General features: G+C 43.0%; 15 protein-coding genes and 1 pseudogene. 5 read left to right on the forward strand and 11 right to left on the reverse strand.

Going from position 1 to position 20,409, the window contains the following annotated elements; translation table 11 throughout:
* Positions 1-8: 8 nt before the first annotated feature.
* The 9 genes and pseudogenes from V7K31_RS12540 to petH all read right to left on the reverse strand — a co-directional run bounded on the left by V7K31_RS12540 (position 9) and on the right by petH (position 7,800).
* Complete coding sequence (locus V7K31_RS12540; protein ID WP_335094667.1) at positions 9-731, reverse strand: Uma2 family endonuclease; 723 nt, start codon at positions 729-731, stop codon at positions 9-11.
* A 97-nt stretch (positions 732-828) separates the two neighbouring features.
* Positions 829-1,002 carry a type II toxin-antitoxin system VapC family toxin gene (locus V7K31_RS12545; RefSeq protein ID WP_335094668.1) on the reverse strand — a complete coding sequence of 58 codons (174 nt, stop codon included), beginning with the start codon at positions 1,000-1,002 and terminating at the stop codon, positions 829-831.
* A 6-nt stretch (positions 1,003-1,008) separates the two neighbouring features.
* Positions 1,009-1,203 carry a type II toxin-antitoxin system VapC family toxin gene (locus tag V7K31_RS12550; protein ID WP_335094669.1) on the reverse strand — a complete coding sequence of 65 codons (195 nt, stop codon included), beginning with the start codon at positions 1,201-1,203 and terminating at the stop codon, positions 1,009-1,011.
* Positions 1,204-1,243: 40 nt separating this feature from the next.
* On the reverse strand, positions 1,244-1,498 hold the full coding sequence (locus V7K31_RS12555) for a FitA-like ribbon-helix-helix domain-containing protein (protein ID WP_335094670.1): 255 nt from the start codon (positions 1,496-1,498) through the stop codon (positions 1,244-1,246).
* A 164-nt stretch (positions 1,499-1,662) separates the two neighbouring features.
* On the reverse strand, positions 1,663-2,937 hold the full coding sequence (locus tag V7K31_RS12560; protein WP_335094671.1) for a DUF4365 domain-containing protein: 1,275 nt from the start codon (positions 2,935-2,937) through the stop codon (positions 1,663-1,665).
* A 332-nt stretch (positions 2,938-3,269) separates the two neighbouring features.
* Positions 3,270-4,013: pseudogene (locus V7K31_RS12565) on the reverse strand (Uma2 family endonuclease).
* A 48-nt stretch (positions 4,014-4,061) separates the two neighbouring features.
* Positions 4,062-4,820, reverse strand: coding sequence for a Uma2 family endonuclease (locus V7K31_RS12570; RefSeq protein WP_335094672.1), 759 nt, complete (start codon positions 4,818-4,820; stop codon positions 4,062-4,064).
* Positions 4,821-4,951: 131 nt separating this feature from the next.
* Entirely contained in the window at positions 4,952-6,238 is a 1,287-nt protein-coding gene (locus V7K31_RS12575) for a homoserine dehydrogenase (RefSeq protein ID WP_335094673.1), read from the reverse strand.
* Positions 6,239-6,453: 215 nt separating this feature from the next.
* Positions 6,454-7,800 (reverse strand): ferredoxin--NADP reductase, encoded by a 1,347-nt coding sequence (gene petH, locus V7K31_RS12580; RefSeq protein ID WP_335094749.1) that lies wholly within the window; start codon positions 7,798-7,800, stop codon positions 6,454-6,456.
* Between the two features lie 326 nt (positions 7,801-8,126).
* Here petH and V7K31_RS12585 point away from each other — a divergent pair, with 326 nt between their 5' ends.
* From V7K31_RS12585 to metK, 3 genes are all read left to right on the forward strand, one after another.
* Positions 8,127-8,330 (forward strand): zinc ribbon domain-containing protein, encoded by a 204-nt coding sequence (locus tag V7K31_RS12585; RefSeq protein WP_335094674.1) that lies wholly within the window; start codon positions 8,127-8,129, stop codon positions 8,328-8,330.
* Between the two features lie 692 nt (positions 8,331-9,022).
* Positions 9,023-10,027, forward strand: a complete 1,005-nt coding sequence (locus V7K31_RS12590; RefSeq protein ID WP_335094675.1) for a phosphoribulokinase — start codon at positions 9,023-9,025, stop codon at positions 10,025-10,027.
* 264 nt (positions 10,028-10,291) lie between these two features.
* Positions 10,292-11,566: a methionine adenosyltransferase gene (metK, locus tag V7K31_RS12595; protein WP_335094676.1), complete on the forward strand. Its 1,275-nt coding sequence runs from the start codon at positions 10,292-10,294 to the stop codon at positions 11,564-11,566.
* A 205-nt stretch (positions 11,567-11,771) separates the two neighbouring features.
* Here metK and V7K31_RS12600 read toward each other — a convergent pair whose 3' ends face one another.
* The gene (locus V7K31_RS12600) at positions 11,772-13,271 is read right to left on the reverse strand and encodes an MBOAT family O-acyltransferase (protein WP_335094677.1); all 1,500 of its coding nucleotides are present in this window, start codon (positions 13,269-13,271) and stop codon (positions 11,772-11,774) included.
* Between the two features lie 130 nt (positions 13,272-13,401).
* Complete coding sequence (locus V7K31_RS12605; protein ID WP_335094678.1) at positions 13,402-16,401, reverse strand: DUF1574 domain-containing protein; 3,000 nt, start codon at positions 16,399-16,401, stop codon at positions 13,402-13,404.
* Between the two features lie 537 nt (positions 16,402-16,938).
* On the opposite strand from V7K31_RS12605, the gene V7K31_RS12610 reads away from it, so the two are divergent.
* Positions 16,939-17,193, forward strand: coding sequence for a hypothetical protein (locus V7K31_RS12610; RefSeq protein WP_335094679.1), 255 nt, complete (start codon positions 16,939-16,941; stop codon positions 17,191-17,193).
* Between the two features lie 84 nt (positions 17,194-17,277).
* Entirely contained in the window at positions 17,278-20,349 is a 3,072-nt protein-coding gene (gene ppc, locus V7K31_RS12615; protein WP_335094680.1) for a phosphoenolpyruvate carboxylase, read from the forward strand.
* Positions 20,350-20,409 lie beyond the last annotated feature (60 nt).

Genomic DNA, 20,409 nt, shown 5'->3' on the forward strand with positions numbered 1-20,409 from the left:
GGTCAAGATTATGCTTCTGGTTCAACGCCGAGCGATCGCAATTGAGCAACTAGGCGCTCATTTCTTTGACGTTCCTGTTCGGCTCTTTCCTCACCAGTCAACAACAAATTACCTTGCGAATCCCACCAGCGTAGCCAGGGTAATTCCATATTGTGATATTGCCCCTGCCAGAGACCTAACTCAACCTCTAAAGGATGTATAGGATAATGCCCACGTTCATTTGCTGTTAATAACTGATATTGTCCACCAATTAATTCATAAACTTCCACGCTGGCTTTATTCACTTCATAAATACCGTAGAAGGGAGGACGAATCACCTGCTCATAAATCCAAAATTTCCCCTTCCAAGGTGTTTTATCTCGCTCCTGACTACCATCTCCAGAAACAAATTCTAATGCAATCAAAGGGGCAATAAACTCTCGCCATAGTACATAAGACCTACGCGTTTCTCCATTCAGAGTAGGTGGTACATTCCCTACATAAAACCAGTCTGGTGCTTCTGCACCTTTTTCTGGCGGGTCAGTCATCCGCCAGTAGATACCGCTATCTTGACCAATACAGTATTGCCCATCAGGATGACGTTTTTGCAATATCGGTTTAATTGAGTCAGTTAGGAGAATGCTTTGGGGATGTTCCTGAAAGTTTTTCACGAAAGTACCATCAGACTCTGGTAGCTGCGTATGGTCTGGGAACGGTGTGAGGGCGGTGGATGGATCGGTTGCAGAGGTCATAAGGCTACCTTTGCAGGAGTAAGGGTTGTTTTTTAGTTTAGCAAGAGTAGACGCAAAGCGGCTTATCGTGAGACATTTAGGTAATGGCGATCGCTATCTAAAAATTCTCCACCCAGAAAAGATTCTTTGCGTAGCTACTGGTTTTCAGAGCATTGTAAAATTTTTCATCTGCTGTCACCATTTGGCATTTTTGTGTAATAGCCAGCGCTAAGTATAAACTGTCATACAGTGCGCGATCGCTCTGGATGGCAATATCTAAAGCAAGCGGCATTAACGGTCAAGATAAGTACACTTCTAGAGGAATCGTATTTAAATCTGCCAAAGTTTGTTTTGCATTATCGGCTGTGTCTTCAGCCCGACGGACTCGTTTCCACAAGACATTTGCCACTTCTGCGAAGAAAAAATCTGGAACTAAAAAAGTATAGCTACTTGTCAGCAAACGTCTAGCTTTATCAGAGTGGACTTCAGGCACGAACCATTTTATGCAACACTAGCATCTAAAACATAGCGACTCACCGTTCTCTATCCTCACGGATCAGTTCAGCACTGTCACTGAAAGTTTTTCCTGTATATCTAACTTGAGCGCGTGCTACAGCTTCTCTGGCTTGTTCCATGTCGCCGCTAGTGTGGTAATGTGTCGCTGTTTCTGCGGCTTGTTGGAGGATGTGTTTTAATTCTTCTTGCAAAGACCTACCGTGTTGTTTGGCAAGAGTTTCTAGCTTTTCTAGAATAATGGGGTCTAAATCTTCAACTAAGATTTGAGCCATAATTTCGTGGTCGTTTTTTGCTGCTTTTATTCGATATTTTAAATTAGTTTAGCAAGTGTAGATGCAAAGAGAAGCTTGATCGGAGGCTATCTGCTGTAAAAGCCTATCCTCGACTTCCATTTAACAGTCGTCAGTTGATTCTAGAAACTACTAAGCAAATAAGATTAATAAAGTCTAATCAATCTCACAGTTTGTATTGCTTCAAGCGTCATTTCATCTTCATCAGAGAAGAGAATAGTATGTGTCTTTTTATTAGGGTGTTTTGTAAGGTATTCTGTAACATTTTTCCAATAAATTTTTCCCTTACCATCACGGACTATCAGGTATACAGGATAAAGTTGTTGTTTCCAATATTCAAGGTGTTCTCGTTTTTTGATAAAAACTGAAAGTTTTCCGTCTTGACGTAATGATAAGTAGGAATCACCTGATTTAAGCTGTATATAAATGCGTTTGCCAGAAGGCTTACCATTATCATCTTTAAACTCAATTTCTCCATCAATAGCATACCTTTTATTATCATAAAATTCGCAAAACTGTCCTGCTTTATTGACAAGTAGCATCACTTGACCTCTTTGAATACCCTCTTTGTTTTCATTGTCAAGCAATACATTTTCTACTTTAATAATTCCGCCTTTAGATAATTGCCGATTCATTTTTTGTTCAATTTGTTCTTCATATCGTATTATTCTTGGTGCAAATCTTCCTATACCTTGATGTGCTAAACTATCTTTCCAAGGAAACACTGATTTTAATTTTGAATTGTTGTAAATATCTGTAGCATAAATACTGTAAGCATCAAGGAATGGATTCCAATATTCCTGTCTAAAACATTCCCTTTCGGCAGAACTATTTTCTGAATTAGCAAGTTTTATAGCTGTATTTAATAGGTTGTAATTATGTTGTGTATCTTCTCGATATGGAAGCATAACTTTGCTATTTTCTCTTAACTCTTTTATAAATGTTCTTATGCCTTGAATTTGCTGAGTTTTTAATATTGGCTGTTCTCCTGATATAGTTGGACATTCAATAATTGAATTAACTCGCCATCTCCTAATTTCCTGCATACAACCTATCCACCTTTCATAATGTGATGGATAGATTTTATTGATGGATTTGAATTTTTGCACACCAGCGCACAAGTTAAGTTGAGCATTTAAAACTTGCCCATATGTTTTACGATCTTGAAAATCTTGAAGGTTGTAAGGTGATTTTTTTGGATTTAGCTGGTCTGTTTGTAGGCATATTATCCAGTAAGCTATTATTTGCCAATCGTAGTTAAGTCCTGCTAATAATAGATTTTGCCCTTGAGTTAGGAATTGGTGGTTTCTTTTAACTGGAAGGAAGGGAGCCTGTATTATCTGAATTGCTTTGTACAGAAGTGGATTAAGTTCTATGCATTTTTTTTGAATCGAGACGCAATTGAATTTCTGGTCTGTCATATGATTACCTCTTAACTTATGTACTGAGGTTAGCGAAAACTAGTTAGAAGCACAATCGCTGGGAGAATAAATCTTATAAAGCTTATATGGCAAGCTTTTTGAAGCCTCTATTTTTTCGGATATGTTTTTTGGACCTAGAGATGCCGCCATGATGTATTCAGCGATAGCATCCCCAGCATCCTATAGTCAGTCATAAAAACCAAAGCAGCCGGAGTACACCAACTGCTTTAACACTCTTCTATTACTCTGGAGAGATAATATTTAAGCTAAATAAGGAAAGTTAGAGTTGATGAGAGAATTAGCGATCGCACCTTTAACCCCATTCCAAAATATTAAGCTTCTGGTTCAACGCCAAGCGATTGCAATTGGGCACTCAAGCGATCGGCTCTTTGTCTTTCCTGTTCAGCCCGTTGAGATTCCTGTTCAGCTCTTTCCTCACCAGTCAATAACAAATTACCCTGCAAATCCCACCAGCGCAACCAGGGCAATTGGGCGTTTTGATATTCTCCTTGCCATAAGCCTAACTCAACTCCCAAGGCGGTAATCGGATAATGTCCGCGTTCATTTGCTGTTAATAACTGATATTTTCCACCAATTAATTCATAAACTTCTACACTGGCTTTATTCACTTCATAAATGCCATAATAAGCCGGATGAATTACTTGCTCATAAATCCAAAATTTCCCTTGGAAAGGGGTTTTGTCTCGTTCCTCATTACCATCTCCAGAGACAAATTCCAAGGCAATCAAAGGGGCAATAAATTCTCGCCAGAGTACATAAGACCTCCGCGTTTGTCCATCGAGCAAGGGCGGTACATTTCCTACATAAAACCAATCTGGTGCTTCTGCACCTTTTTCTAGGGGGTCTGTCAAGCGCCAGTAAATACCTAAGTCCTGACCTATACAATATTGACCTTCAGGATGTAATTGTTTGAGGACAGGTGTAATTGAGTCAGTGAGTAAGATGCTTTGGGGACGCTCTTGCCAATTTTTCACGAAAGTACCATTAGACTCTGGTAGCTACGTGTGGTCGGGGAAAGGAGTGAGAGCGGTGGATGGATCGGTTGCAGAGGTCATAAGACTACCTTTGCAGGAGTAAGGGTTGTTTTTAAGTTTAGCTTGCCATTAGGCTTCTGGTTCAACACCGAGCGATCGCAATTGGGCAGTTAAGCGATCGGCTCTTTGACGTTCTAATTCCGCTCTTTGACTTTCTAATTCCGCTCTTTGGCTTTCCTGTTCGGCTCTTTCTTCACCACTCAACAACAAATTACCTTGCAAATCCCACCAGCGCAACCAAGGTAATTCCGCATTCTGGTAAACTCCTTGCAAAATACCTAACTCAACTCCCAAAGGTGCAATAGTATAATGTCCCCGTTCATTTACTGCTAACAGCTGATATTGTCCTTCAATCAGGTGATAAACTTCCACACTGGCTTTATTCACTTCATAAATGCCGTAAAAAGCCGGATGAATTACCTGCTCATAAATCCAAAATTTCCCCTTCCAAGGAGTTTTGTCTCGCTCCTCGCTACCATCCCCAGAGACAAATTCCAATACAATTAATGGAGCAATGTGTTCTTGCCAAAGCACATAAGAGCGGCGCATTTGCCCATTGAGTGTAGGCGGCACATTGGGGACATAGAACCAGTCAGGAGCTTCAGCACCCCGTTCTGGTGGGTCAGTAATCCGCCAATAAATCCCACTATCTTGACCTATGCAATATTGCCCGTCAGGATGACGTTTTTGCAATACTGGTTTAATAGACTCCGTTATTAGAATGCTTTGGGGATGTTCCTGAAAATTTTTCACGAATGTTCCATCAGAGTCTGGAAGTTGCGTATGGTCTGGAAGTGTGATGCTAGTAGCTGGATTGGTTGCAGTCATGGGGCTACCCTCGCGTTTAACGCGGCAGTTTGTTATTTAGTTTAGCAAGGGTAGACGTAAAGAGAAATCTGAAAAAACTAAGCATTCTAGCCTGTGGGAACATCTGAGAGCGATCGCACTTTGCATTCATCTCAAAGTACACGCAGTAAACTGGGAATGCTTTCGATCGCTGACAAATTCCGAATTTCTGCTAAAGCTTGCCGAAAATTACCTTCCCGTACATCATGGGTAACAACCACAATCTCTGCTAGTTCCCCTTGAAAGCCAGTTTGGACAATTGACTCTAAGCTAACGCCATAGTTACCAAAGCAAGTCCCCAATTTACCGATAACTCCCGGTTGATCATTGGTAAGGAAACGGGCGTAAAACCGAGTTATCAGTTCTGCCATCGGCGCAATTTGGCAGTATTCCTGATGTCCACAAGCTAATAATGGATTTGCAACTGCTGTATTGGTTTTAAGAACAGCAACTAAATTCAAAATATCCGATGTGACAGCACTGGCGGTTGCACCGGCACCAGCACCGGGTCCGAAAAACATTACTTGCCCGATTGGTTCTCCTTCCACAAGAATGGCATTGTAAACGCCGTTGATGCTAGCCAAAGGGTGTGCTTGAGGCACTAAAGTAGGATGAACTCTGACGGAGAGCAAAGATGAGGGAGTATTACGTTTAGCGATCGCTAACAATTTAATCACAAATCCCAATTTTTCGGCGTAGGCAATATCTGTTTTGCTCACTTGCCGAATGCCCTCAGTATATACATCTTCTAGGTTGATGCGTCCACCAAAGCCTAATGATGCCAGGATGGCAATTTTATCCCCTGCGTCTAAGCCATCGATATCGGCGGTAGGGTCAGCCTCAGCATAACCGAGGCGCTGGGCATCAGCTAAAACATCGCTGAAGTTGCTACCTTCTGTTTGCATCCGTGTCAGGATGTAGTTCGTTGTACCATTCACGATGCCAGTTATAGTGTGAATGCGGTTAACACTTAAAGACTGCTTCAGGGGTTGAATCACCGGAATACCACCACCCACAGCAGCTTCTAACATGACGTATACACCTGCTTGATTGGCAGTTGTGAAAATTTCTGCCCCAAAGCGGGCGATCGCTGCTTTATTGGCGGTGACGACGTGCTTACCATTACTTAAAGCTTTGAGAATGAGCGATCGCGCCGGCTCCAATCCACCCATCACTTCCACAACTATATCCACCGCCGGATCGTTGACAATTGATTCTAAATCTGTAGTTAAGACTGCCGTAGATAATTCTACAGCACGGGGTTTATCGAGCGATCGCACTCCCACCCGATAGATTTCGATCTCTTGCAACAATGGGTGACGCCCAGTTATATCTTGCAACAATTGCACTGTTCCCGTCCCCACGGTGCCTAATCCCAGTATTCCTAGTTTCACACCCACAATTTTTGCACCCAATTCATTTTTAAGTGCTGAGTTCTGAGTGCTGAGTGCTGAGTAGTAACAACTATTTAGTACTTTACCGTTCAGAACTTAGAACTCTTTCCTCAGCTATTTATAATATTCATAACAAAACAATTGTAGGGTGAGCACCGCTCACCCTACTGATTCATAACTCAGAACTCAAAACTCATCACTCAGCACTCGCTACTCAGCACTTAGTAAGTTTCTACGTGCCAGCGATGAGCTTTCTTAAGTTCCTTCTGGTAATCACTCCAAGTTACGCCTTCCTTAGCAGCAGCAGTTGTTAAGGCTGCATCAATACCTTCTTCCATACCGCGCAAACCGCAGATGTAGGTGTGAGTTTTTTCATTTTTAATCAACTGCCACAATTCATCAGCATGTTCCGCTACCCGGTCTTGGATATACATTCTACCGCCTTGGGGATTTTTCTGTTCGCGGCTGATGGCACCAGTGAGGCGGAAGTTATTAGGATATTTTTGTTGAATTTCTTCCAGTTCTTCCTTATATAAGAGGTTTGGAGTTGTCGGCACGCCAAATATTAGCCAAGAGAATCCTTTAAATTCGTATTCTGGGTTAGCTGCTCTTTCCGCATCTTTAAACTGACGCCACAGATAAGCCCGCATGGGGGCAATACCTGTTCCGGTTGCCAACATGATGACATTAGCATCAGGGTCTTGGGGTAACAACATTTCCTTACCCACAGGCCCGGTAATTTTTATGTCTGCCCCTGGTTCCAGGAAACACAGGTGTGTAGAGCAAACACCGTAGACTGTTTCGCCAGTTTCCGGGTGCTTGTACTCCAGCTGGCGGACGCACAGTGATACTGTCTTATCATCTACATCATCGCCATGACGAGTTGAGGCAATGGAATATAGTCTGAGTTTTTCCGGCTTGCCGTTCTTGTCTAATCCTGGTGGAATAATCCCAATACTTTGACCTTCTATATATTTCAAATCCCCGGCGGAAATGTCAAATTTGAGGTGTTGAACAATACCAATACCACCTTCTTTGACTAGCGGTTCATTAGATATTACCTTGCCAATAAACGGAGCATTGGGACGGTAAGTGTTTACAGGAACGTCACCGTGGTCTTTTTTGGCTTTCGCTTGAGTCATGGTGTTGCCTTTCTTGTCCTTGTTCTTGAGCTGTTCTTCAGCTGGTGATTTAGCGAAGTCTTCGTCTTCACTATGAGCATTTACAGGTGTGGCTTTACCATTCCCTTCACTGTTAGCAGTTTCCCCAGATGTCGCTAACTCGCTGACAACGCTTGTAGCATTCCCAAATGAGGCTTTACCATTAACTTGCTCTAGAGCAGTTACGGGCTGGATGCTAACAATTGTGCCGCCTAGACGAGTGATACGTCGCATTTCTTGATTCATGCGGTTATAAGGCACTCTGATGAACACACTGCCACTTTTACGAATTGGGTAGTTAGTTTGATCAGTTTCTTCGCCCTGACGCAAACCCACCACTTCATACACGAAGACGCGGCTACCTAATTCTGTGTTGGCAGCACCCTCAACAGCACCTTGATTGTACATTCGTTCTACCACTCCGATAATTTACTTAACCGTTTTTCAAAAAAAAACTATTCCCTACCTTGCCAGCTTTAGTTTACCGGATTTTCGTTTCACAAAACTGGCCTGAAGGAAAAACGGCATCATTAAATTAATGCCTTGCTAAGTACACTCACCAAAGATATGCAGGCATAGCAAAAAACACACCTGTTCACCTTCTAAGGTAAAGGATAAGTCTTGTAGAGAATGTTAATAATGAGTCAATTTAATCTTTTTTTCGTTAACTACTACCCCGATTAGGGAGATTAGCAAAAGCTATAAGTGACAAAGGTTGGGGGATGTTTTTAACTATGCTTAAATACAAAGCTGAGAAATTTGGACACACCTATCAAGAAATAGGTCGTTTCTTCCCATCATCTCAACTTTGTAGCGATACCCTAGAACCCATCCCGATGCTACAGAATGGTTATGATTCATTGGGTGTAAGATTTGTAGATTGTCCCCACTCCCAGAGACAGCATGATAGAGACATAAATGCTGCGATAATTTATTAGAAATGAACGACTGCAATTATAGGCGTTTGGAACTAGCACTTCTGCCCTTGGAGGGGATGTAAGACCAAAGTCACGACTGACGTAAAAAATCTCTGACGACCCAGGCTTTCCCCCGTGAATTGCGAAGCCTACAATGTCCTACAATGTACTGCAAGGTCGGTGTAGGTAGTTCATAGCCAATAATTTGACCAATGCAAGTTGTTGACTCATTCGTTGGATAGATTTTAGCTTTGAATATCGGAAACATTGTCGAGCCGGAATTACAATTTAGGAAGGCTAAAGAGTTCGCTGCCAGAATAAATTCTACCTTATAGACTTGATTATATAGAGTCACAACTAGCAGACTGACAGCACTGCAACGCTTATGGCGATGCTGATCCCCATTTTTAAATTAACAACTAAATCAACAAAATCATTGATGAACCACGCTAATTCTTCTTGAGGGCAAATCTTGTATGGGATACCCCCTTCTGTTAAAATCAAATATACCACTAGGATTAAATACTTACCGGCACAAACATTCAGGCTAGTCTGACGAGTAGCAGCTTATTACTTTGTTGTCTACCCGTTTGGTGTGTTATAGCAGTGCTAGGTAGCAAGAACGCAGGATAAACCAAAGGGGTAAACTCCTGGCTTCAGAATCTGCTGTGTGAAAAATTATTGAGACAACTTTAGTATTTTAGAGGAGATTTATGACAAATAAGCCGGAACGCGTGGTACTGATTGGAGTAGCCGGAGACTCTGGGTGCGGGAAATCTACGTTTTTGCGTCGTTTGATAGATTTGTTTGGTGAAGATTTAATGACAGTCATCTGCTTGGATGACTATCACTCGCTCGATCGCAAACAACGCAAAGAAACCGGGATAACGGCACTAGACCCCAGAGCGAACAATTTTGACCTGATGTATGAGCAAATTAAAGCGCTCAAAAATGGTCAAGGTATTAATAAGCCGATTTACAACCACGAAACCGGCTTGCTTGATCCGCCAGAGCGAGTGGAGCCGAATCGGATTATAGTTATTGAAGGGCTGCATCCTTTGTATGATGAGCGGGTGCGATCGCTAATCGACTTCAGTGTTTATTTTGACATTAGCGATGAAGTCAAAATTGCCTGGAAAATTCAGCGAGATATGGCTGAACGTGGTCATCGCTACGAAGATGTCTTAGCGCAAATCAATTCCCGCAAACCTGACTTTGATAAGTTTATCGAACCACAAAGAGAATTTGCCGATGTAGTTCTCCAGGTATTACCTACCAACTTGATCAAAAACGACACGGAGCGCCGAGTCTTAAGGGTACGTATGCTGCAACGGGAAGATAAGGAAGGCTTTGAGCCAACCTACCTGTTTGATGAAGGCTCAACAATTAATTGGACTCCCTGTGGACGCAAGCTGACCTGTTCTTATCCTGGTATGCAACTATACTATGGTTCAGATGTATACTACGGTCGCTATGTCTCAGTACTAGAGGTGGATGGTCAATTTGACAACTTGGAAGAAGTAATTTATATCGAAACCCATCTTAGCAATACATCCACCAAATATCAAGGTGAATTAACTCACTTGTTACTCCAGCACCGCGAGTATCCAGGTTCCAATAATGGAACTGGTTTCTTCCAAGTGCTTACAGGTTTGAAAATGCGTGCTGCTTATGAACGGCTGACAGCTACCGAAGCAAAGTTAGCAGTTCAGGTTTAAAAGCAGCAGTGTTTATATCAAAGTTTGTGGGGGCGCTTCTGGGTGTCCCCCTTTTTTTGTGTTATTAAATACATCTTAGCTAGAAAATAATTAGCATACATTTATCTTCTTTACAGATACTTACCTGATAATTAGTGGTTTTTATCAATATCAAGAAGATACTAACTACTGAAGTATAAATATTGTTATGATTTCATAAATTAGGTAGTTGAACTAAATACCACATTTAGTCAGCAAAAAAACTCAAGTCAGGAGGAATTTCCTTTGTCTCGTCGATATCTATTTACCTCCGAGTCAGTCACCGAAGGTCATCCAGATAAAATCTGCGATCAGATTTCTGATACCATTCTGGATGCCTTACTGACACAAGACCCCAGTAGCCGTGTCGCCGCTGAAGTAGTAGTTAACACTGGTTTGGTGCTAATCACTGGTGAAATAACCACCAAAGCCAATGTGAATTTCGTCAATCTCGCTCGGAAAAAAATTGCCGAAATTGGCTATACCAATGCTGATAATGGCTTTTCTGCTAACAGCACCAGCGTTCTATTGGCTTTAGACGAACAATCACCCGATATTGCCCAAGGCGTTAACACCGCCCAGGAAAGCCGCCAGCAAGATAGTGATGAACTATTCGACAAAATTGGCGCCGGAGATCAAGGTATAATGTTCGGCTTTGCCAGCAACGAAACACCAGAACTGATGCCCTTACCCATCAGTCTTGCTCACCGCATTGCTCGCCGATTGGCAGCAGTCCGCAAAACTGGTGAACTACCATACCTGCGTCCTGACGGCAAAACCCAAGTAACTGTGGTCTACGAAGACGGACGCCCAGTAGGCATTGATACTATCCTGATTTCCACCCAGCATACAGCCACTATTGGGGAAATCACAAATGAGGCAGCGGTACAAGCCAAGATTAAACAAGACCTCTGGTCAGCAGTAGTCGAACCTGTTTTTGGCGATATTGACATTAAGCCGAATGAGGAAACACGTTTTTTAGTCAACCCCACTGGCAAATTTGTCGTTGGCGGTCCTCAGGGAGACTCTGGTCTGACAGGACGGAAAATAATCGTTGACACCTACGGTGGTTATTCACGGCATGGTGGCGGCGCTTTTTCCGGCAAAGACCCCACGAAGGTAGACCGTTCTGCTGCCTATGCAGCTCGCTATGTGGCGAAAAATATTGTCGCCGCCGGGTTAGCAGACAAAGTTGAAATCCAGCTATCCTATGCTATTGGTGTAGCGCGACCAACAAGCATTCTGGTGGATACCTTTGGCACTGGCAAAGTAGATGAAGAAACCTTGCTGGAATTAATCAACCAGCACTTTGAACTGCGTCCGGCGGGGATTATCCATACCTTCAACTTACGCAACTTACCAAGTGAACGAGGCGGACGTTTTTATCAGGACGTCGCGGCTTACGGTCATTTTGGGCGGACTGATTTAGACTTACCTTGGGAACAGACCGATAAAGCCGAATTGTTGAAGCAAGCAGCAAATGAGTCACTTTCGGCAGTAGTTGCTCAGGCACTAACTTAGACTTATAGACTACTGCAAAAACCTAATATGTTTATCTGAGGGTATAGGCAACTTAACAACTTGCTTATACCCTTATTTATCTTTCAATTGTCGTCGTTAAGGATTATCAGTGAAAATTTTAGACGCGAAATTTTTGGATCGCGAAAGGGAATATTCAACTTGCTATTGTCTAATGTTTGAGTTAATTTTTCTGGGTTGTGGAATTTTAAAAATCAAAGTAGATGTAAGGTAAACTGCCTTCAGGAGCTAATAACCAAACAGCGTAGAAGCATAGAGGGGCGAAGACAAGCTTAAGAGGCCAGTTCAACTCTAACTTCAGAATTCGGTTGAAGGCATAGACTACAGCCATAAGGGCAGCGATCGCTAGAAGTACCCAAGTGAGTTGATATTGGCTCATATTTAAGGCTTCCACATAGACCTTTTCGGCAAACTGGGCGTCAGCAGGATAACCCCAAAGATGCCGAATTACCAAAGAAGAGTCTTGGAGATTAGGTAGGCGGAACCAAATCCAAGAGGTAAAAACCATCAGTTGCGTCAATAACCAAGCGACAAAGATACCCAGAGGATTTTGCCAGAATTCTTCTAAACTTTCAAAGCGATCGCTCATCGCATCTGTAAGTCGATGAACCACCAAGGCTAACCCGTGGAATATGCCCCAAACGACATAACCCAAAGCAGCACCGTGCCAAATACCAGCGATTAGCATTATAGTAAGTAAATTCCAGCAGGTACGGACTAAACCCCGACGGGAACCACCCAAAGGAAAGTAGATATAGTTACGTAACCAATCTCCGAGAGTTATATGCCAACGCCGCCAAAATTGGGCAATATTGGTGCTGAAATAGGGAAAGTCGAAATTCTCAGGTAGAACCAAGCCGAAAAGCATAGCACTACCACGGGCAATGTCTACGTAACCATTGAAATCTAGATATAACTGCAACCCGTAGGCAAATGTCGCTAACCAGAGATCGGTACTACCCGCCCGTTGCAAATTACCAAAACATAAATCAACAAAAATTCCCAAGTGGTCTGCAAAAATACCTTTTTTGACTGCGCCCCTAGCAATCAACCACAGCGCTTCAGCGACTCTATCGCTACTGGGGAAGTCTAGTGTATTGAATTGATTTGCTAAGTTGTGATAGCGCGTAATCGGGCCGGAAATCAGTTTAGCGAAGAATAATTTGTAGGTGGCAAATTTGAGAAACTGCTCAGTCGCAGGGGCACCGCGATAGACATCTATTAAATAGGCAATGCATTCAAAGGTAAAAAATGAAATTCCCAAGGGTGCAATCAATTTAAAAGAGCTATCTGGTGAGTTTGTTTGTATATGAAAAACAAACTTGAATAAAGGGGTGCAATACTTAAAACCTAATAACAGTAAAACATTTAGAGTTATACCCAGCCATAAAAGTTTTAGACGGCGAAGATTCCAGTCACCTTGGGCAAATTGCCACTCTTCGTTAGAAATTCGCCAGTCACCAGAATGTTTTCCTGGTGATGTATTGTTTCCAATCTCCAGCCCCACACGGAAATTAATAAATGTCAATGCTAATAGTAATGGTATGTACTGGATCTGCAAAGATGCGTAGAAAACCAAACTGGCAATTAGCAGCGTCCACAATCGCAATTTCTGTTGTGCTAAAGACCAGTAAATTCCTAACACACTCAACAAGAACAGCCCATAGAAAATTGATATAAAGTTCATTTTTTAGTCATTTGTCATTTGTCATTTGTCATTGGGCAATTCAATTTTGGATTTTTGATTTTAAATTTTGGATTAAATTTCAATCTAAAATCCAAAATCTAAAATCTAAAATTCTTGCTCCCCCACTCCGCTATTTCACTGGCCAAGGAATCATCGGATCATTCGCCAGCTTTTTCGAGACTTCGTATGCTCCAAAGCGGTTGAGGTGGCTAGGATCAGAAAAGTAGTCATTTGATTTTATCCACTGTTGGCTCAAATCACGATAAATAAAGTTGCGACTAGTAGCCAAATGCAACATATATTGCTGAAATTCTTGCTCATATTGTCTACGCACTGGATCTAAATAATCTCCCGTCAGAGGCATATTGACAAACACTAAGGAAATTTTATGAGACTGGGCAAACTGAAGCACTTCTTGAGTGGCAGCATCTTGCTGTCCTTCTATTTGGAAAGATTTATAGTCGTTGTCGTAATTTCCGGGAACTCTAGAATGTTTTTGATAGTATCTAGCGGGATTAAAGCGAATAGACAAAGGTAGAAAGCCATCAAAGTCAACTGCTTGTTGGGAAATACTCTCATCTGAAGTACCATCTGTTAGCTGTTTTTCTGATGCAACTGTCTGATTAGGACCAGGTATAAGCAGTTGTTTTTGCAGTAAACTTTTAATTTGATCGCGGTTTTGATAGCTAGCAGAAACAGATGCTAGAGCCTGATTTAACGACTGATTGACAGCTTCATAGATACTAATCTCTGGTTTTTCTTTGTTTGTCTTTTCTTCTGGCGGATTTACTGGATTTTGTGGCAAATCATTACTATTTGCAATTGTTGGTGTTTTTTGGAATGCTTGTTTATAACCAGCTGATGCAGCGATCGATTTAAAGGTAATATCCTCACGTCCACCGTTGAAAGCACGGGCACCATCTGCCCAGATAATTATTTTAGGTAGTTCTGATGGTTCCAGTACCTGGCGAATTACAAAGTCTACAACTTGTGCAGTAGCACCGTTGATCCCAAAGTTAAACACGCCAAGATTTGGATAGCCCTGACTCGCTAAAGCTTTAGAAAGTGCTGCGGGATCAACTCCCCTGAGAGCGCGAGAGGAGCCAATAATCAACACATCTGGGGGACTACCAGTTCTAGCCAAACGCTGTTTATACAGTGCTAGTTGCTCGTCTAACTGCCTGACATTGAAACTTGGCAGCTGCGATCGCGCTGCTAAAAGAATAGCAGTAGCGGTTGCTTTTTCCTTCAGTGGTGCGGCTGCCAAATTCTTGATCGGGATATTATCACTTTGGGTAAATTCCGAAGCATTAAATACAGAACTCTGATTTGGAGGAGATTTTGTCTTGGAAGTGCTGGTAAAAAATGTCGTTTTCTGACTCTGATTTTTCCCAGATGTCAAAGATGCCTTTTGCCCAGATGATGATGGGGGTGAGATATTGGTGGGCGTAGTGTGTGCGATGATTTGACCTAACACCCAATCAGTTTGGAGGGTGAGTAATAATCCTAGTGTTCCCCAAACCAGAACCACCTTAAGTCCTTGAGCATCAGGGTTTGTCTCGGCTGACTTGTGGCTTTCGGTAAATAGCTGGCTTGTCAACAGGAATTTTTTCGCTGTTGTACTCGCTGTTACTATCCAACCTCGCGCTACTTCTGTCACAAAAGTTTGAACGTCTTCTGTCGTTAAATCGGGGCGCAAAATTGGTTCGTTAGTTTCAGAGGTTACTAGATCGTTGACGTATTCAGAAGTGGCTGCAAATTCTGGAGTTGCTTCGGGGACTAAACGCTGGCGATGCTCAAGATCAAGTCCGTAGTGCCAAAAAGGTTCTTTATTCCCAGCGCGACGCCCGTAAACACGTATCCCCATTATACCAGGAATCTTTAACTGGCGGATAAACTGGGTAATTTTGTTTGCTACTTGTTCACGCCCTGGACAAACAGGTGCATCACACATGATGTGTAATAAATCATTTTTGGCGAGCAGGAGTACGCGAATTCCACCTGTCAATAGCCGCCAATCCAAATCAGGATTGAGTAACCGCTCCAGTAAAAATACGATCGCCGGTTGATCGCCACTATTCGCCAAATCTAGCGGTGATGTGGCAAAGGCGGGATACTTTGTCGCGGGTAAAGCTAGCCAATCAATCCAAGTTGGTTGGTTGTCACCGGCTTTTTGTCCGTAGACGGTGGCGGCGAGAATGCCTTGAGGTGCGATCGCTTCTAGCTGGGGTAAAATCGCCTCTAAGCATACTACTTTGTCGGGGATTGGGGCAATTCCCAAGGGATCAAAAGCTGGAGTACAAAAAATATGTAGCGTTGATTCTTTCAGAGAAACTTGGACAGCAACTTTTAACTCTGACAATACCTCAGTTAATAGTCGCGCGATCGCTTGGATATCACCCCAACGCGCCCACTCCTTCAGCATTACCTCTGGTGGGGTCAAATCCACCCGCAGCAGCCAATCAGGGGCAGTTTCGCCGATCACCTGGGAAACAATTACTGCATCTTGGTAGCCGGAAAGCTTGAGATCACGCAACTTCTGTGCTATTGGTTCAGCCAGCAATGATGCATCAGGGCTATAACTCGACTGGCAAAATATCCACAGGCGATTTTCTTCCGGTTGAGAGTTCTTTGGCTTATATAGCTTAATCTTTGCTTGTACCGATACACCTAACATACTCAGAGTTTCGCTGAGATATCTAGCGATCGCCTCTGGGTTCCCTTGGCGTGCCAAACTTTCGTTAGAGACAATCAGCGCCCCAGCAGATTGTTTTGATTTTTCTGACTCTGCTAGCAGCGCTTGCTGCACCTGCTCCAAATGCTTATCTATTTGATTCAAGTAAACCCGATGACACCATTTGGGGCGCTGTTCCCCTTTTCTCCGGCCATAGACAAATACTTGATATATTGAGGGTTCTTCCTTGCTTGTGAGGATATCCAAGTCAGTTTGCTGTAATGCTTGCAGCAAGTCAGACAAAGTGCGCCAACGCTGCGGACATTCTGTACCTTCACAAAGAATATGAAGGTCATTTCCCCGCAACCGGACTTTCACTCCGAAAGTGTTGATCCCTGTTGCTTGGCTTACCCATTGCAATAAGGATTGCTGGCGATCTGGTAATAATATTTTCATCGGAATTTAAATTTACAGAAAGCGATCGTTGGGGGATAGTGCCTGCACTTGTAAACTAGAACCATAGGTCTATCACACTCTGACGGTTTTTTTTTAACAATTTTGTTACCTTCGTAGCTCACAAAATCGGACAAGATAGTGTTGTATAGGTTGCAAGTCTGACTAATGTTGAGTTTTGCGTTTATTTTACTAATAGGGAGTCAGAAATCAGAAGTTAGGAGTTAGGAGACGCGAGGAACATCGCGTCTGTACAAGAGCCAAGAGTCAGAATAATTCTATATGACGGGCTGATGACTTGTCCTTATAAAGCTAAAGCTGGATTCGCGTCGCACTGCGCTAACGCCCCTAATGGGCAAAACAACAACAAGCTTATCTCATTTATGATAGTTGGAGTCATCCTAACTCCTGTACAGACGCGATGTTCCTCGCCTCTCTACTCCTAACTCTTGTACAGACGCGATTGATCGCGTCTCTCCTAACAGACGCGATCAATCGCGTCTCCCTTTTACTCACAATTCCCATAACCAAAAATTAGCAATGTCTCCTACCAAACAACAGCTTTCACCTAAACCCGCATCCAATCTGGATTTATTTACCATTCCCCAGTCTTTCCTTTTACAAATAGGTACAGCGTCTATATTACTATTGCTCATTACCGGAAAAACTACAGTCAGAGCATTAGAAGCCATAGGGGAAGCCAGTGAAGAATTATTTCGAGGCGATCGCCTACCCAACCTCGACTTCCCAGATGAACACGAAACTAATCCAGATGAAAATATATACACCAAATAATTATTTGCTCAGGAACAACCCGGTGAGCATTAAGTGCAAAGCCTAGAACCGTAAACAGTAATTAGCTTTACAAGAATAGAGAATATGGGTTCCCTTTTATACTCTTCGTCTCAAACTGCGGATATATACCCGGTGTCGGAATTATTTTTGCGTCATCGTCTTCAGGTAGTGGAAGAATTGTGGGAGTCAGTTCTCCGGCAAGAATGCGGTCAAAATATGGTAGATTTGTTGGGGCAGTTGCGCGATTTATGTTCACCAGAAGGACAAGCAACAAACGATCAAGCATCCTCAGCCGTCAAATTGATTGAACAACTAAATATCAACGAAGCAATTCGGGCGGCTCGTGCTTTCGCTCTGTATTTTCAGTTGATTAACATCATCGAGCAGGAATATGAACAACGGCAGCAATTGAGTCGCTATGAGGCAGAAACAGAAGCTACAGAGCCAGAAACACCATCCAATGTCAACTATTCCTCCAATCAAAGAGAAGATGACGCCCCTGTTAGCAGGGGAATAGCAGCAGACTTCCTGAGAAAGAGTTATGTAGAAAAAGCGCCAGTCAAACCAAAAGGTACTTTCGCTGCCTTGTTTCCCTATTTATTCAAACTGAATGTACCACCCCAGCAAATTCAACGTCTAATTGCACATCTGGATGTGCGCTTAGTTTTCACAGCGCACCCGACGGAAATTGTGCGTCATACCATCCGGGATAAGCAGCGACAGGTAGTACAACTATTACAAAAACTGGATGCCTTGGAAAACCACTCTGGTAGTACACCAGGAGCATATCCTTGGGAAGCAGCAGATGTCCGTGAACAATTGCTCGAAGAAATTCGCCTGTGGTGGCGCACCGACGAACTTCACCAGTTCAAACCCACAGTGCTGGATGAAGTAGATTATGCCCTGCACTACTTCCAAGAAGTTTTATTTGATGGCATTCCCCAACTGTATAAACGTTTCAAACACACCTTATCCAATACCTTTCCTTGGCTAGAACCACCGAGTAAAAACTTTTGCTCCTTCGGTTCCTGGGTAGGCTCAGACAGGGATGGAAACCCATCAGTTACACCCGAAATTACCTGGCAGACAGCTTGCTATCAGCGCAAAATGGTGCTGGGGAGATATATTCAGTCAGTGAAAAATCTGATTGAATTGTTGAGTGTATCGATGCATTGGAGTGATGTTTTACCAGACTTACTAGAATCTCTAGAGTTGGATCAGTCACAGTTGAGTGAGGTATACGACGCACTGGCGCTGCGTTATCGACAAGAACCCTATCGGCTGAAACTGGCTTATGTGCTGAAACGGCTAGAAAATACTCGCGATCGCAATCTAGCTTTATATAATCGGGAAACGCCAAAAAATCAAGATAGCCCCCTATATCTTTCGGGAGACGATTTTTTAGCAGAACTGCGGATGATTGAGCGCAACTTAACAGAAACAGGTTTAAGCTGTCGAGAATTAGAAAATCTGATCTGTCAGGTAGAAATTTTTGGTTTTAACTTGACACAGTTAGATATTCGTCAAGAATCATCCCGCCACGCCGATGCGCTCAATGAGATCCTAGAATACCTGCAAATATTATCTCAACCTTACAACGAACTCTCTGAGGAACAAAGAGTCGCTTGGCTCACAGGAGAACTGCAAACCCGTCGGCCATTAATTCCGGCAGAATTGCCATTTTCGGAAAAAACCAACGATGTAATTGAGACTTTTCGCGTCGTGCGATCGCTGCAACAAGAATTTGGTTTTAACATCTGTCAAACTTACATTATCAGCATGTGCCGCGACGTCAGCGACGTGCTGGAAGTACTACTGTTAGCCAAAGAAGCCAGACTTTTTGATCCCGCCATTGCTGTCGGAACTATTCAAGTTGTCCCCCTATTTGAAACGGTAGAAGACTTACAACGCTCCAGAAGCGTCATGCGGAAACTCTTTGAACTCCCGTTATATCGCGCTTTGTTAGCCGGAGGCTACGAACAGACAAAACCAGAGGATGCCAATGAAAATTCATCTTCGCCTGCTTCCTCTTCCTCGCCTCTCACCCCGAACTTGCAAGAAGTCATGCTGGGGTATTCTGACAGCAACAAAGACTCTGGTTTTTTAAGTAGCAACTGGGAAATTCATAAAGCCCAAAAATCACTGCAACAAATAGCAGAAAACTACGATATAAGCTTGCGGATTTTCCACGGACGCGGCGGTTCTGTGGGACGGGGTGGGGGACCTGCTTACGAGGCGATTTTAGCCCAACCGGGTCATAGTATCAATGGGCGAATCAAGATTACTGAACAAGGAGAAGTTTTAGCTTCCAAATATTCCTTGTTGGACTTAGCATTATACCACATGGAAACCATCACCACGGCTGTGATTCAAGCTAGCTTGCTGCGGACAGGGTTTGATGATATTGAACCCTGGAATGAGATTATGGAAGAATTAGCAGCGCGATCGCGTCAACATTATCGTGCTTTAATCTACGAACAGCCTGATTTTGTTGACTTCTTCCACGAAGTAACTCCCATTGAAGAAATTAGCCAACTACAAATCAGTTCCCGTCCAGCACGCCGCCCATCTGGTAAGAAAGACTTAAGTAGTTTGCGAGCTATTCCTTGGGTATTTAGCTGGACACAAACTCGCTTTTTACTGCCTTCCTGGTACGGTGTTGGCACAGCTCTACAAGAATTCTTGAACGAAGAACCAGAAGAACACTTGAAATTGCTACGTTACTTTTACGTGAAGTGGCCTTTCTTCAAGATGGTGATTTCTAAGGCCGAGATGACTTTGGCAAAAGTAGATATGCAAATGGCACATCACTACGTCCAGGAGCTATCAAAACCAGAAGATAAACTTCGTTTTGCCAAGGTTTTTGATCAAATTGCCAGCGAGTTCTATCTGACAAGAAATTTGGTGTTAAAAATCACCGATCACAATCAACTGTTAGATGGTGATCCTGTATTGCAACGATCTGTGCAGTTACGCAATGGCACAATTGTACCTTTGGGATTTATTCAAGTTTCACTACTCAAGCGCCTACGACAGTCCCAAAATACTAGTGCTATTTCTGGAGTCATCCACTCTCGTTACAGCAAAGGCGAGTTACTGCGAGGGGCATTGTTAACTATTAATGGTATTGCTGCTGGGATGAGAAATACGGGTTGATTGGGAATGGGGCATTGGGCATGGGGCATTGGGCATGGGGCATGGGGCATGGGAATAAAG

The organism is Nostoc sp., from assembly GCF_036917675.1.
GTDB lineage: Bacteria > Cyanobacteriota > Cyanobacteriia > Cyanobacteriales > Nostocaceae > Nostoc.